The following is a 14435-nucleotide window of genomic DNA, read 5'->3' as shown; positions in this document are numbered from 1 at the left end:
CCGCCGGCTGGTACCCTTCGGGCCTGTTATTGCTTTTGTCGTTTCGTCTATTCAGATTCCCAGCGGCTGGCCAGCCGTAGTAGTGATGCCTTGAGCGCGTCGTCCTCGATATCGTCAGCCAGTGCCTGGATATATCCAGCGCTTTCTTTGCTCAACGTTGGCCCCTTGGCCTGGTAATTGCTTTGGTTATTTGGCGTCGCTTGTCCGGCGGATAGCGGCTGGCGTTTGCCTCCAACCACAATTTTGACTTGCTCGCCGGGCAGGGCTTGTTGCAAGCGAGGCAAGTGGAACCGCAACAACTGGGCTGTGGCGCTGGTTTCTACCAGAGCCAGCCAGCGATGCTGGTCACGGACCAGTGTCACGCGCTCACGCAGGGCTGGAGGCAAGCAGTCTCGGGGATCTTGCTCCTCGGCAGCGGGTGACTTGCGTGCCTGCTTGGCAAGCTCTGCAAGAATGCGATTACCGCTTAGCAGGGCCTTGAACGCTTTGGGCGAAGTTGTCTTGCTCATGGGTTTTTCATAGACTAGCCTGCCAGCTATGAAAAAATATTTTAAAAAGCTGGCGTAAGTTGCTGAATTTTTTGGCGTTAGCCTTAATTAACTAGTGCGTTACTCAACGATATGAACATCATAGTCATTAACAGCCGGCGCGGCCATTCGCGCACACTTCCGGTTCCCAGGCACTGGCCCTGGTTGCTGGCGGCGGTCTTTGTGCTGTTGCCGGCCCTGATCGGAGTGGGCGCTTACCAACTGGTTTATCACGTCAGCGATCAACCCGAATATACACCTTTAATGACGGCGCGTTTTGCTGATCAGCTCAATGAGCAGGAAAAAGCCCTGTCGGAACTGGATCAGCTGAGCCAGGAACAGTTCCGGGCCCTGACCCTGAAGTTGGCCCAGGCGCAGGCCCGTCTGGTGCGCTTGGATGCACTGGGTGAGCGGCTGGTGGAAGTGGCTGACGTGGGCAGCGACGAGTTCGATTTCAGCACCGTGCCCGGCCTGGGTGGTCCGGAATCCGCTGATGAGGGGACCAGCTATGAGCTGCCCTCCTTTATGGAAGCGGTAGACCAGATGGCAGTCACCCTGGAGCGCCGCGAGCGCCAGCTGGATATTCTGGAAGATTTGCTGGCAGACAAGCAGATTGAGGATCAAACCTGGTTGTCGGGCCGTCCGCTGACCAAGGGTTGGATGTCCAGCCGTTTCGGCCGTCGTTCCGATCCCTTCACGGGGCGCGTAGCCTGGCACAAAGGGGTGGATTTCGCCGGTAAGGAAGGTACCCCCATTGTGGCTACCGGTTCGGGTGTGGTGACCTTCTCAGGGGTCAAGTCCGGTTACGGCAAGCTGGTAGAGATCAACCACGGCAATGGGATCACCACTCGCTATGGTCATGCTGTGGAGCTGCTGGTGGAACCTGGTGAGATTGTGCGCACTGGAGATGTCATTGCGAAGGTGGGTAATTCCGGCCGCTCCACCGGGCCCCACGTCCATTATGAGGTCCTGAAGAATGGGGCCCAGGTCAATCCGCAGCCCTATATCTATCGGGCAAGACGCTGATAGTTATAAAAAACGGCCCGCTCTGGGCCGTTTTTTGTGGTCACCCCTTGATATCCGTGATTACCACCTTATCTCTCCACATTATTGTGTTTAGAATGGCTCTCCTTTAGGGGGATGCTCTGGTCAGACCTTATCTGATATTTCGGAGCTTTCCGGAGACCTTTGTTTGTTTTTGCGTCTCAACTTCCTTGTCACCGTTCGGCGGCAAGGGAAATGGACGGGGCTTTCAGCCCTTTTGGCCGTGATGGCCGGCGCCCTGTCCTGATGCCGGATTGTGCAGATGTGCAGCTGGCCTAACTCATACAGAAGCGGAAGTTTTATGCTCGGTACCATCGTAAAAAAAATTATCGGCACCAAGAATGATCGCGAGCTCAAGCGCATGGGCAAGTTGGTTGAGGCGATCAATGGTTATGGGGAAGCGCTGGCGCAACTCAGCGATGCGGATCTGCAATTCAAAACCCGGGAATTCCGGGAGGCCTATCAGCAGGGCAAGACGCTGGATGAGCTGCTGCCGGAAGCGTTTGCGGTGGTTCGTGAAGCCTCCACACGCGTCATGGGGATGCGCCATTTTGACGTACAGATGATGGGTGGCATTTCTCTGCACGAAGGGCGTATTTCCGAAATGCGTACCGGTGAGGGTAAAACCCTGACCGCCACACTGCCGGTTTACCTTAATGCGTTGTCCGGTGAGGGCGTGCACGTCGTCACGGTGAACGATTATCTGGCCGAGCGTGACGCCAACTGGATGCGCCCGCTTTACGAATTCCTTGGCCTGAGCGTGGGCATCATTCTGTCCCAGCAGCCCTCAGAGCAGAAACGTGAAGCTTATGCTGCTGACATTACTTATGGCACCAACAACGAATACGGCTTTGATTACCTGCGCGACAACATGGCATTTCGCCTGGAAGACCGCGTGCAGCGTGGCTTGAACTATGCAGTGGTGGATGAGGTAGATTCCATCCTTATTGACGAGGCCCGTACCCCGCTGATTATCTCCGGTCCTGCGGCTGATTCCTCCGAGCTTTACATGGCCATCAACAAACTGATGCCAAACCTGAAGAAGCAGGAAGAAGAAGGTGATGAGGGGGGCGATTTCTACGTTGACGAGAAGCAGCGTCAGGTTGAACTGACTGAAGATGGCCACCAGAAAATTGAAGGCCTGCTGGTCAGCAATGGTCTGCTGGAAGAGGGTGAAAGTCTTTACGCTGCCCATAACCTGACATTGCTGCACCACGTGCATGCGGCCCTCAAGGCTCACGCGCTGTTCCATGTGGATCGGGATTATATCGTCCAGGGCGGTCAGATCGTGATTGTGGATGAGCATACCGGTCGTACCATGCCCGGTCGTCGTTGGTCCGAGGGCATTCACCAGGCTATCGAAGCCAAGGAAGGGGTCAACATCCAGCAGGAAAACCAGACGCTGGCGTCGACCACCTTCCAGAATTACTTCCGCCTCTACAACAAGTTGGCGGGTATGACTGGTACTGCCGATACTGAAGCGGTGGAATTCCGTCAGATTTACGGCATGGATGTGGTGGTGATTCCCACCAACAAGCCCATGGTTCGAGTGGACGCCAACGATTTGGTTTACCTCAGCCTGCAGGAAAAATTCGATGCCATTGTGGAAGAGATCAAGACAGCGGTAGCCAAGGGTGCACCGGTGTTGGTGGGGACCGCTACCATTGAGGCCTCTGAATATCTCTCCAAGCGCCTCAAGCAGGACAAGATTCATCACGAAGTACTGAACGCGAAGTTCCACCAGCGCGAAGCCCAGATCATCGCCCAGGCTGGTCGTCCGGGTGCGGTGACCATTGCCACCAACATGGCGGGTCGGGGTACCGACATCATGCTTGGCGGTAATCCGGAAGAGCAGATCAAGCACATGGACGAGCCGTCTGAGGCACAAGCGGAGAAGATTCGTGCCGAGTGGCAGGCCAATCATGACAAGGTGATGGAGGCCGGAGGTCTGCACATTATCGGCTCGGAACGCCATGAATCCCGTCGAATTGATAACCAGCTGCGTGGTCGTGCTGGTCGTCAGGGCGATCCGGGTTACACCCGTTTCTTCCTGTCCATGGAAGATGATTTGATGCGCATCTTCGCCTCCGACCGGATCCGCGGAATGATGCGTTCACTGGGGCTGGAAAACGGTGAGGCCATTGAGCATCGCTGGGTGACCCGCGCTATCGAGAATGCTCAACGCAAGGTGGAAGGTCGTAACTTCGATATCCGTAAAAACCTGCTGGAATACGATGATGTGGCCAATGATCAGCGTCAGGTGATCTATAGCCAGCGAGACCAGATTCTGGAAACGGACGATCTCACCAATTCGGTCAAAGGCATTCGCTTTGATGTGATTCAGGAAGTGGTGAGCAGCTATATGGCGCCGGGTTCTGTGGAAGACCAGTGGGATGTTCCCGGTCTTGAAAAGACCCTGGATGCTGAATTCCAGAGCAAGGCTCCGGTTGGGCAGTGGTTAAACGAAGATAATCAGCTGCACATTGACGGCATCATTGAGAAGCTGGTGGAAAATCTGGAAGAGGACTACCTGCGCAAGGAAGCCGAGATCGGCGCAGAAGATCTGCGCCGCATTGAAAAACATTTGATGCTGCAGATTCTGGATCGTCACTGGAAAGAGCATCTGGCCAGCATGGATCATCTGCGTCAGGGTATTCACCTGCGTGGCTATGCGCAGAAGAACCCCAAGCAGGAATACAAGAAAGAAGCTTTCGAGCTGTTCCAGAACCTGCTTAACCAGATTCAGCACGAACTGATCCGGGTTTTGCACAGCTTCCAGGTGCGACGTGATGATGAACTGGAGCGCATGGAGCAGCAGCGCCAGGAGGAAGCCCGCCGCCAGGCAGAAAAGATGAAGATGCAGGCGGTGGCCGAGCCTGGTACTGAATCTGCCTCCGGTGAAGAGAGCGCTGCCCAGCAGTCAGGCACTGTGGTTCGTGAAGGTCGCAAGGTCGGCCGGAATGAGCCTTGCCCCTGTGGCTCCGGCAAGAAGTACAAGCAGTGCCACGGTAAGATTGAATAAACAGCTTCGAGCGACTAGCTTCTAGCTGCGAGAAAAGAAAAAAGCACCGGTGAACGCCGGTGCTTTTCTTTGTTTTGTCTGTCAGCTCGGAGCTCGTAGCTGATTTTTCAAGGAAATGGTTATGACACAAACAGAGTGGTTGCCGGTTCCCGGACTGCGGCTTGCAGCAGTGGAGGCGGGTATCAAGAAAGCCAATCGCAAGGATCTGGTGGTTCTGGAATTGGCGGATGAGGCCCGTGTCAGTGGCGTGTTTACGTTGAACCGTTTCTGCGCTGCGCCGGTGCAGGTGGCTAAAGCACGTCTGGCGAAAGCCGCACCCAAATACCTGATGATCAACACTGGCTATGCCAACGCGGGTACCGGCAAGAAGGGCCTGGACAACTGCCTGGCCAGTTGCAAACTTCTGGCCGAGGCCACCGGTTGCCGGGAAGAGGAAATCCTGCCGTATTCCACTGGTGTGATTGGTGAGCAGTTTCCCCTGGATGCGTTTGCCAAAGGTATCCCCATGGCGCTGGCCGAGCTGGACGAGCATCACTGGGGACGGGCATCGGAAGGCATCATGACCACCGATACCTACCCGAAAGTGGCCAGCCGCCGGGTGGAAATCGACGGGGTGCCGATTACCGTGACCGGCATGTCCAAGGGCTCTGGCATGATCAAGCCGAACATGGCCACCATGCTGGGCTACATTGCCACCGATGCTCCCATCGCCAAGCCGTTGCTGGATCAGTGGGTAAAGGCGTTGGCAGACAAGTCCTTTAACCGGGTGACGGTGGACGGCGATACCTCTACCAATGATGCCTGCATGCTGATCAGCACCGCGCAGGCCAAACTGGACGAGATCACCGCACTGGATGATCGCAGCCAGGTGCTGTTCGATGCGTTGGAATCCGTGTTCGTCGAGCTGGCCCAGGCACTGGTTCGTGACGGTGAAGGGGCAACCAAGTTTGTAGAAATTACTATCACTGGCGCGGCTTCCGATAGCGATGCTCGAGCCGTGGCTGAAACCATTGCCCACTCCCCGTTGGTCAAAACAGCGCTGTTTGCCTCAGACCCTAACTGGGGTCGTATTCTTGGCGCTATTGGTCGCGCGCCCATCGCTGAGCTGGATGTGGACAAGGTCAGCTTGTGGCTTGGCGATGTATTGCTGGTGGAGCAGGGCGGTGTGGCGGAAAGCTACAAAGAAGCCGACGGCGCAGCAGTCATGGCCAAACCCGAAATCGTTATTCGTGCCGATCTGGCAGCCGGGCAGGGCGAATGCACGGTCTGGACTTGTGATTTCAGCTACGACTACGTGAAGATCAACGCGGAATACAGGACTTAGACGCAACAGGCATCACGCTTCACGTAACACGCAGCCGTAGGAGCCTGACGGCAGGCGATTGAGGATTAAGACCAGGGCAAAAGCGAGTTTCGAGTAACGAGTTTCGAAAGGCAAAACCGGTTTTCTGATTTTCGCAACTCGAAACTCGCTTCTCGTTACTCTGGCAGACTCACAGCTAAGGCCTCTGTGTCACCTGGGTATCAGACAAGAACAAGGCACTCATGACTACCGAACCTACCCCCGCCATCACTGTCGTTGCCGCCATCATTCGTGGTGAGGACGGTCGTATCTGCCTGAGCAAACGGCCGGACAACAAGCACCAGGGCGGGCGCTGGGAATTTCCTGGTGGGAAGGTGGAGGGTGGAGAGCGCTTGTCTGATGCCCTGGCCCGTGAGCTCCATGAGGAGCTGGGAATGGAGGATTCGCTTTCCTCGCCGTTCATGACTATCGCTCATCAGTATCCCGACCTTCATGTGACGCTGCACTTCCGTGACGTGACAGCATGGCGCGGCGTGCCTGAAGGACGGGAAGGGCAGCAGGTGGAATGGTTTACCCTGGAGCAGCTACCCGGCCTGACGTTCCCGGCGGCCAACCAGCCGGTGGTCACGGCCATTACCCTGCCTCCCTTGCTTGCTATTGCCCCGGACGCTTTTTCTCTGGAGCAGCTGCTGGACGGTATCAAACGGCTGGACCCGCTCAGAACGGGCCTTTACCTGCGTAGCTGGACCCATCACCCGGCCAGAGACACCGTGCTGGAGGCCTGTGCCGCCGAGGGCCTGAAAGTATGGCTGCGTGCAGATTCTCCGCAGGGTGTGGCGGGGGGTATCCCAGAGGGCGTGTTTGGATTGCATTTGCCTGGGACGGTATTGGCGGATTGTGATGCCCGCCCGGATTTCGGCGGCTTGGTGAGCGCGGCCTGCCATGATCAACAGGCACTGGACAAGGCGGTCTCGCTGGGTCTCGATAGCGCCCTGTTATCCCCGGTCAATCCGACCGCCACCCATCCTGATCAGTCCGCACTGGGCTGGGAAAAGGCGGGGCAATGGGCCACGGGGTTGCCGTTAGCCTGCTACATGCTGGGCGGGGTGGGGCCGGAGGACATCAGTCGCGCCCGGGAGCATGGGGCGGTAGGCGTGGCTGGGATTCGGGCGTTCTGGAGTTAACCGTTAACAGTGAATGGTGAATAGCGGCGCGATAGCGCGTTGTTGTGACTTCAATGCATGAGGCCGCGCCCGGATTTTGGGCGCGGCCTCATGCGCTTAAACATAAAGAAAAAGACAGGCAAACCCTTGATAGGGGATGCCGGTCGGGCAGCCTTCACTGTTCATCGAAGTCGGCTCCGGGTATTTCCGGATCTCCGGGAATTGCATGGCGCTCGGCCGCCCAATCCCCCAGATCAATCAACTTGCAGCGCTCACAGCAGAACGGCCGCCAGGGGTTGTTGTCCCAACGGGTGAGTTTCTTGCACTGCGGACAGGGGTAGGTCTGGGTGGTCTTGTCAGTCATTTGATTCAGTTGATAATGGACAGTTGAAAGCGAAAGACCGGATTCTATCGCTTTTGACGTCAGACGTCAGACGTCATCAAAAATGATTGTCGGCCAGTTCGAGATAAAGCTTGTGTAGCACATCCAGCTCGCCGTGCAGTTTTTCCAGTGAGCCATGATTCTCGACCACGTCGTCCGCCTGATCCAGCCGCTTGGTTCGCTCCAGCTGGGCTTTCATGATGGCGGCCACCTGTTCCTCAGGTACATGATCCCGGGCCATGGTGCGCTTTACTTGCAGCTCTGCCGGCGCATCAATCACCAGAGTACGATGCACCAGCTCCTTCTGGCTGGTTTCAAACAGCAGGGGAGACACCAGAACGGTGTAGGGAGACTTGCTGGCTGCAATCTGATTCCGCAGCTCCTGGCCAATGGCCGGGTGGGTAATGCCTTCCAGCGCCTTCAGGGCATCCGGATCCGCAAACACGATCTCACGCAATGCACGACGGTCCAGAGCGCCATCTTCAGCAATCACATGATCACCAAAACGCTCGGCAATGGCCTTCAGCGCCGGCTTGCCCGGTTCGACTACCACCCGGGACGCCAGATCCGCATCCACAATAGTGACGCCCAAGGTTGTCAGGTAGTCGGTAGCTGCTGTCTTGCCGCTACCAATACCGCCTGTAAGGCCAACTACGAACACGTTTGGAGTCTCCTAATCAGGGCGAAAGAAGTTAAAACCTGCTGTCTTATATCAGTGCCTGGGTGACGCTGGAGTTGATAGAGGTAAGCGCCCCTTTCCTGTCAACGAGTGTGGACGGGGTTCTCAGCTATTAACTATTAACCGATCTTGTACATTGCCAAGTAAGAGGTGACGATGGTATCGCCCCACAGCATGGCGATCCAGCCTGCGGTGGCCAGATAGGGGCCGAATGGGATCTGGACTCTCTTTTCGCCGCCGAAGATCATGCCGCCTATGGCAAACACTAGGCCGACGACGGAAGAGAGCAGAATAATCAATGGCAGATATTGCCAGCCAACGAAAGCCCCCAGTGCTGCCAGCAGCTTGAAGTCACCAAAACCCATACCTTCCTTGCCGGTCATCAGCTTGAACAGCCAATAGACACTCCACAGGGACAGGTAACCTGCCATGGCACCGATCACAGCATCTTGCAGTGACACCGGCGATACCCCCAGCAGCGCAGCCAGTAATCCGGCCCACAGCAGCAATAGCGTCATGGAGTCCGGTAGTAGCGTGGTATCAGCATCGATGATTGCAGCGGCGAGCAGCAGCCAGGTGGCAAACAGGGTGAACACCAACCAGCCACCGTAACCGAAATGCCAGGCGCAGATGCCGGCCAGTAGGCCGCTGGTGATCTCGATCAGAGGGTAACGCTTGCTGATGGGGGTCTTGCAGTCCTTGCATTTGCCGCCGAGTACCAGCCAGCTGACCACGGGCACATTTTCGTACCAGGCAATGGCATGGCCACACTTGGGGCAGCGCGAGCGAGGTGTCACCAGGTTGAAGATTGGCTGTTCGGTCTCCGCCGGCAGCTCAAGAATCTCCCGCGCTTCCGCGCGCCATTCCCGTTGCATCATTTCCGGAAGCCGGTAAGTGACAACATTCAGGAAGCTGCCTACCAGCAGTCCCAAAAAAACACAAAGCCCAACCAAGAGTGAGGGGCTCTCCGAGATTAGGAGCAAAAAACTCTGCATTTTTAACCTACTACTGCGCCCATCTGGAAGATGGGGAGGTACATCGCAATGATCAGCCCGCCGATCAGTACCCCAAGGACAGACATAATAAGAGGCTCCATCATGCTGGTCAGGCCATCTACTGCGTGATCAACCTCTTCTTCATAATAGATAGCGACTTTTTCAAGCATGGCATCCAAGGCGCCAGATTCTTCGCCAATTGCGGTCATCTGTAGAGCCATTGCCGGGAATACGCCGGTACTTCGCATAGCAAACTGTAACTGCTGGCCGGTGGAAACGTCTTCCTTCACATTGAGTACGGCTGTGCGGTATACCACGTTGCCGGTTGCACCAGCACAAGCATCAAGAGCATCAATCAAGGGCACACCTGCTGAGAAGGTGGTAGACAATGTTCTGGCAAATCGTGCAATCGTTGATTTGAATGCCAAGTCCCCCACGATAGGCAGCTTGAGAATAAGCCGGTCAAGAGTATTTCTGAAGGCCTCAGAGCGTTTTTTGAGCTGGGAGAACCCTACTGAAAACGCGATAATACCGACGATAATAAACAGGAAGTTGTTCTGTAAGCTTTCAGATAAGCCAATAACAAACTGGGTGAATGCGGGAAGTTCTGCCCCGAAGCCCTGGAATAGGTCTTCAAAAACGGGGACAACTTTTAATAGAAGAATAGCGGTAACGATGACGGCAGCGACTACTACTGTGGCTGGATATTTCATCGCTTTCTTGATCTTTTGCTTGAGTGCTTCGCTTTTTTCTTTATAGATAGCGACTCGATCCAGCATGGTTTCCAGTGCGCCCGATTGTTCGCCTGAATCAATCAGACTGCAATAAAGCTCATCAAACTGGTCGGGATGTTTGCTTAGCGCACCCGCAAAATTGCTGCCACTCTCAACGTCTGCTTTTAGCTTGAGGACGACATCTTTCATTGAGGGATTGTCAAGGCCGTCGGCTACAATTTCAAATGCCTGCACCAAGGGAACGCCAGCCTTCATCATTGTTGCCATCTGACGAGTAAAAATTGTGACGTCAATCGGCTTGATTTTCTTTTTTCCGCCTAGGCTGACTTCACGCTTTTTGACAACTTTTTTTGCGTTGATGCCCTGCTTGCGTAGTTCTGCCCTGACCAGAGCTGGAACCTTGCCAGTGGTTTCCCCTTTGACTTTTTTGCCTTTTCGGTCAACCCCTTCATAAATGAAGGTCGCTGTTTTTTGTTCTGCTGTTTTGGTCGCCATAATCAATGTCCGCTTGTTACACGGTTAATTTCTTCCAGACTGGTTACCCCCTGCATGGCTTTAATCAGTCCGGATCTGTGAAGGTCATTAAAGCCTTCAGCACGGCATTGGTCTGCAATTTGGATAGAGTTCCCTTCTTCCATAATGATTCGAGCGATGCCGTCGGTAATCTTGACTACCTCGTAGACGCCTACGCGTCCTTTATACCCGTTTTTGCACTTTTCACACCCTTTAGGGCCATAAATGCTGATGCCGCTACTAACATCTTCTTCGGTGAATCCCATTTCCAGTAGTGATTGTTCTGGGACGTCCACTTTGGTTTTACAGTGTTCGCACAGTCGCCGGGCTAGCCGCTGAGCAATGATCAGTAGCACCGAGGTTGCAATATTGAAGGAGGGGACCCCCATATTGCGGAGACGTGTCAGAGTTTCAGGAGCGCTGTTGGTGTGCAGGGTAGACAATACCAAATGACCTGTTTGCGCAGCCTTGATGGCAATGTTCGCTGTTTCAAGATCCCGAATTTCACCAACCAGAATGACATCGGGGTCTTGCCGCAGAAAGGCCCGAAGCGCAGAGGCAAAGTCCATGCCTTGCTTGGGATTAACGTTGACCTGGTTAACCCCCTCGAGGTTAATTTCGACCGGGTCCTCGGCGGTAGAGATATTGCGCTCTGGAGTGTTGAGAATGTTTACTCCAGTGTACAGAGAAACAGTTTTGCCTGAGCCGGTAGGGCCTGTTACCAGAATCATGCCCTGAGGTTTGTGCAGGGCATCCATGTATAGCTGCTTTTGATAGTCCTCATAGCCGAGGGCATCAATGCCCATTTTGGCAGATTCCGGGTCGAGAATACGAAGCACGATTTTCTCGCCAAAAAGCGTTGGGCATGTGTTAACCCGAAAGTCGATGGCGCGAGTCTTTGAAATCTTGAGCTTGATCCGGCCATCCTGGGGAACTCTGCGCTCGGAGATGTCCAGGCGAGACATGACCTTCAGGCGGGCAGATAGCTTGCTGGCAATATTGATGGGGGGTTTGGAAACAGTTTGCAGGATGCCATCCTGCCGGAAGCGTACCCGGTATGATTTCTCGTAAGGCTCGAAATGCAGATCAGAAGCACCGCCTTTAATCGCATCCAGAAGAAGTTTGTTGACGAAGCGCACGATCGGGGCGTCATCTGATCCTGATTGAGTCTCGTCGTTTTTTTCGTCGCCCGCTGAGACATCAAGGTCGTCAAGCCCATCATCCAGATCTTCAAAGGCGCTGCCTTCAGCATCCGATTCCAGTTGGTCAATCCATTGGGAAAGCTTGTCCTCTTCAACAATGATGGTCTCGACATTGAGCCCGGTGTTGAAACGAATCTCTTCTAGCGCTGCCAAATTGGTTGGGTCGGAGACGGCGACAAAAAGCCGGCTGCCACGGCGGAAGAGGGGTAACACATGGTGCTTGGTGACCAGCTTAGGGTCCACCAGTTCTTTGACAAGGCTGTCTTTCTGGAAAGCGCTGAGATCCAGAATCGGGTCCCCGAACTCTTCCGCGACGGTGCAGGCTACCGCCTGGGCTGCGAGCTTGCCACTGCTAACGAGATAACTGACCAGGCCGGTTTTCTCCTGGCGCGCCTCAAGGATAAACTTTTGTGCATCCTCAGGATTCAAAAGCCCTTGCTGGATGAGTCGATTCGGTAAGCCTGTAAAGTTAGTCATGGCAACCTGCTTCTTTATGCTTGGTATGGTCGGTTGGCCCAACACTTTCTTCTTAACATACCCCGACTGGGGTGTGCAGGGAAGGCCATGAACCGAAAAATCAGCATCTTGCGGGGTGTTTCTCATCTTCGTGGTTAAGTTTTGGTTTCGAGAGCCGGGTGGGGTGATGGCCAGTGGGGCAGGAGTGTCAGCAGGGTGACAAAATATGTCGCTATGTGACAAGGGGGGCATTGGTGGGCCGGGGAGGCGGGGGAGGCCATTGGGTGATCTGAAATGCCCGAAAGTACCGAGCAGTGGGGTGAAAACCGCAGATTATCAGCTACGAAAAAAGTTGGCCCAGTCTGTGCATCTGTAGATCCCAGATGCTCGCCAAGGGTGAGCTCAATAAAAATTTGCCAATGTTTGGAGAGAACACATGAAGAAGCAAATGCAACAGGGTTTCACCCTTATCGAACTGATGATCGTGGTAGCCATTATCGGTATTCTGGCTGCAATCGCGATCCCTGCTTATCAGGATTATGTTGCCAAGTCCCAAGCCTCTTCCGCGCTGGCGGAACTGGCCCCCCTCAAGACTCAATTTGAGCTGATGGTTAACGAAGGCAAGACTCCTTCTCTGACTCGTACTGACGCTGGGTTCATTGGTCAGGAAGCAGGTTCCGGTTCTTACTGTGACCTGACTACTACATACACTGCTGCGACAGGTGTTGGTAGCATCACTTGTGACATCAAGAACGCCAATCCTGCGGTTCTGGGCAACGATCTGGTCATGAATCGCGATGCGGATGGTGTTTGGACCTGTACCACTACCGGTATGGATGCCAAGTTCAAGCCGGGTCAGTGTAGCTAAATTTCACTAACTGCGGTTCAAAAAAGCGGGCTTCGGCCCGCTTTTTTATTGAACTCACAATCTGTCTATGACGAAATTCAGATTCGAGATGATGTGGTTGGTGCTTGCGCTGATAGTGTTGTCTCCAACCGTTGATTTGCTAGTCAACGTTTCCTGGCATGATCAACAACGCCTCCTGCAAATCGCCATTATCGGCCTGGTTCTTATTGCGCTACTAATAGAAATGATGAAAGGTGGCGGATGGCCTGTCTTGCCTGTCATTTCCAGGGTGGGGATTACCGTTCTGGCTGTGGGGGTGGCGGGAAGCCTTTGGGGAGCAGTTTCCCTGCATTGGGCTTACACCGAGCTTGCTCTTTTATTGGGGCTGTCGGGCCTTTTCCTTTACGCCCGTCTGTTCTTTTTTCGTCATCCTTCTTGTTTGCTCCTGTTGCCCTATGTCTCGCTCATTATTGCGGCGATTTTATCGGTTAAGTTTCTCGCGGCATTGACCAATGCTTTTTTCTCGGGATTACCGCTCCATGCCATTGCGCTTTTGGACGGATTCAACAACGTTCGTTGGTTTGGTCAATTTCAGGCATTAAGCCTTCCCTTGATAGCATCCTTGGCGGTCAGTCTCAGGAGGACGGTCACGGTTTCGGCCGTGTTCGTGCTGTTGATTGTATGGTGGCTTGGTATTTTTGTTGGGGAAAGCCGAGGGGCATGGTTGGCCGTCGTTTTCGTTATGTTGGTCATGGCTCTCCCCCATTTGGGGAATCGTGCCTTATTGAGAGTCATGCTTGTCAGCGGAGGTGTCGGGTTAGTCTGTTATCTAGTCTTGTTCCAGTTAATCGCACCAAAGCTGGGGATGCACGACAGCGGCAGGGAGGTTTCAACGTTACTTGGTACTTCTTCCGGGCGCAGCAGGCTATGGCTTCATTCGCTCCTTCAGATTGCTGAACGTCCCTGGTTTGGCTGGGGAGGAATGGCGTTCGCCGGGGAGCGTTTGATCAGTGAAGGGCACCCCCACAATCTTTTTATGCAGATAGCCTATGAATGGGGGCTGCTGGCCTTGTTTGGTGTTTTGATATTGCTTGGGCGGGCCTTTTTATCATTGTTTTCGGCGTTGCAGGGTGGTGTTCAGGAAGCACACGAGCGCGCGGTGATTTATGCCTTGCTCGCAATGTTGTCTCATTCCATGGTGAGTGGAGTCATTGCCATGCCTTATTCCCAAACGTGGCTGGCAATCCTGGGGGGGGCGGTATGGGCTGTATGTGACCGTGCGCATGTTTCTCCTGTGCCATCCAATAGGGGGAGGGGCTGGAACGGTGGGTTGCTGTTGTTGCTTGGGTGTGCAACCTTTTGGTTGGCAGATGTTGCGATACGTGATTATTCACGATTGGTGAGTTTTGAATTTCGCCCCGGCTATGGTGCAGATGGCCCCCGATTCTGGTTGCAGGGCGGGATATCATGGGATGATGCCGAGCCCTCCGTGAGTAAAAAAATCTCATCCAGTGTGGAGAGCTCTGAAGACGGAGAGGCTGGTGCTGACATTTTGCTAGAGCAATGAG

12 protein-coding genes are annotated in these 14435 nt (G+C 54.4%); 6 read left to right on the top strand and 6 right to left on the bottom strand.

The window, feature by feature from the left end:
- Positions 1–47: 47 nt before the first annotated feature.
- Entirely contained in the window at positions 48–509 is a 462-nt protein-coding gene (locus Y5S_RS06875; RefSeq protein ID WP_035231558.1) for a hypothetical protein, read from the bottom strand.
- Between the two features lie 111 nt (positions 510–620).
- Between Y5S_RS06875 and Y5S_RS06870 the strand changes: the two genes are divergently transcribed.
- The 4 genes from Y5S_RS06870 to Y5S_RS06855 all read left to right on the top strand — a co-directional run bounded on the left by Y5S_RS06870 (position 621) and on the right by Y5S_RS06855 (position 7080).
- Positions 621–1553 carry a peptidoglycan DD-metalloendopeptidase family protein gene (locus tag Y5S_RS06870; protein WP_035231556.1) on the top strand — a complete coding sequence of 311 codons (933 nt, stop codon included), beginning with the start codon at positions 621–623 and terminating at the stop codon, positions 1551–1553.
- A gap of 319 nt (positions 1554–1872) precedes the next feature.
- Positions 1873–4593 carry a preprotein translocase subunit SecA gene (gene secA, locus Y5S_RS06865; RefSeq protein WP_052041450.1) on the top strand — a complete coding sequence of 907 codons (2721 nt, stop codon included), beginning with the start codon at positions 1873–1875 and terminating at the stop codon, positions 4591–4593.
- A 121-nt stretch (positions 4594–4714) separates the two neighbouring features.
- Positions 4715–5917: a bifunctional glutamate N-acetyltransferase/amino-acid acetyltransferase ArgJ gene (gene argJ, locus Y5S_RS06860; protein WP_156107626.1), complete on the top strand. Its 1203-nt coding sequence runs from the start codon at positions 4715–4717 to the stop codon at positions 5915–5917.
- A gap of 221 nt (positions 5918–6138) precedes the next feature.
- A complete protein-coding gene (locus Y5S_RS06855; RefSeq protein ID WP_035231550.1) occupies positions 6139–7080 on the top strand; it encodes a Nudix family hydrolase in 942 nt (313 codons plus the stop codon).
- Positions 7081–7234: 154 nt separating this feature from the next.
- On the opposite strand, the gene Y5S_RS06850 is transcribed toward Y5S_RS06855, so the two are convergent.
- The 5 genes from Y5S_RS06850 to pilB form a co-directional block, all read right to left on the bottom strand.
- Complete coding sequence (locus tag Y5S_RS06850) at positions 7235–7423, bottom strand: DNA gyrase inhibitor YacG (protein WP_035231547.1); 189 nt, start codon at positions 7421–7423, stop codon at positions 7235–7237.
- A gap of 76 nt (positions 7424–7499) precedes the next feature.
- Complete coding sequence (coaE, locus tag Y5S_RS06845; protein WP_035231545.1) at positions 7500–8102, bottom strand: dephospho-CoA kinase; 603 nt, start codon at positions 8100–8102, stop codon at positions 7500–7502.
- Between the two features lie 137 nt (positions 8103–8239).
- Positions 8240–9052, bottom strand: a complete 813-nt coding sequence (locus Y5S_RS06840) for a prepilin peptidase (RefSeq protein WP_331280437.1) — start codon at positions 9050–9052, stop codon at positions 8240–8242.
- 65 nt (positions 9053–9117) lie between these two features.
- Entirely contained in the window at positions 9118–10344 is a 1227-nt protein-coding gene (locus Y5S_RS06835; protein ID WP_035231541.1) for a type II secretion system F family protein, read from the bottom strand.
- Positions 10345–10346: 2 nt separating this feature from the next.
- Positions 10347–12041: a type IV-A pilus assembly ATPase PilB gene (gene pilB / locus Y5S_RS06830; protein WP_035231540.1), complete on the bottom strand. Its 1695-nt coding sequence runs from the start codon at positions 12039–12041 to the stop codon at positions 10347–10349.
- A gap of 415 nt (positions 12042–12456) precedes the next feature.
- On the opposite strand from pilB, the gene Y5S_RS06825 reads away from it, so the two are divergent.
- A complete protein-coding gene (locus Y5S_RS06825) occupies positions 12457–12888 on the top strand; it encodes a pilin (protein WP_035231539.1) in 432 nt (143 codons plus the stop codon).
- 88 nt (positions 12889–12976) lie between these two features.
- Complete coding sequence (locus tag Y5S_RS06820) at positions 12977–14434, top strand: O-antigen ligase family protein (RefSeq protein ID WP_197055114.1); 1458 nt, start codon at positions 12977–12979, stop codon at positions 14432–14434.
- The last annotated feature ends 1 nt before the right edge of the window (position 14435 follow it).

Source organism: Alcanivorax nanhaiticus, from assembly GCF_000756665.1.
Taxonomy (GTDB): Bacteria; Pseudomonadota; Gammaproteobacteria; order Pseudomonadales; family Alcanivoracaceae; genus Alcanivorax; species Alcanivorax nanhaiticus.
Note: the sequence above shows the minus strand (reverse complement) of the source record. Positions and strands in the feature narration are given on the sequence as shown.

Coding starts and splice junctions, on each gene's coding strand:
- Y5S_RS06875 (WP_035231558.1), bottom strand. CDS start 509: ATGAGCAAGACAACTTCGCCCAAAGCGTTCAAGGCCCTGCTAAGCGGT.
- Y5S_RS06870 (WP_035231556.1), top strand. CDS start 621: ATGAACATCATAGTCATTAACAGCCGGCGCGGCCATTCGCGCACACTT.
- secA (WP_052041450.1), top strand. CDS start 1,873: ATGCTCGGTACCATCGTAAAAAAAATTATCGGCACCAAGAATGATCGC.
- argJ (WP_156107626.1), top strand. CDS start 4,715: ATGACACAAACAGAGTGGTTGCCGGTTCCCGGACTGCGGCTTGCAGCA.
- Y5S_RS06855 (WP_035231550.1), top strand. CDS start 6,139: ATGACTACCGAACCTACCCCCGCCATCACTGTCGTTGCCGCCATCATT.
- Y5S_RS06850 (WP_035231547.1), bottom strand. CDS start 7,423: ATGACTGACAAGACCACCCAGACCTACCCCTGTCCGCAGTGCAAGAAA.
- Y5S_RS06835 (WP_035231541.1), bottom strand. CDS start 10,344: ATGGCGACCAAAACAGCAGAACAAAAAACAGCGACCTTCATTTATGAA.
- pilB (WP_035231540.1), bottom strand. CDS start 12,041: ATGACTAACTTTACAGGCTTACCGAATCGACTCATCCAGCAAGGGCTT.
- Y5S_RS06825 (WP_035231539.1), top strand. CDS start 12,457: ATGAAGAAGCAAATGCAACAGGGTTTCACCCTTATCGAACTGATGATC.
- Y5S_RS06820 (WP_197055114.1), top strand. CDS start 12,977: ATGATGTGGTTGGTGCTTGCGCTGATAGTGTTGTCTCCAACCGTTGAT.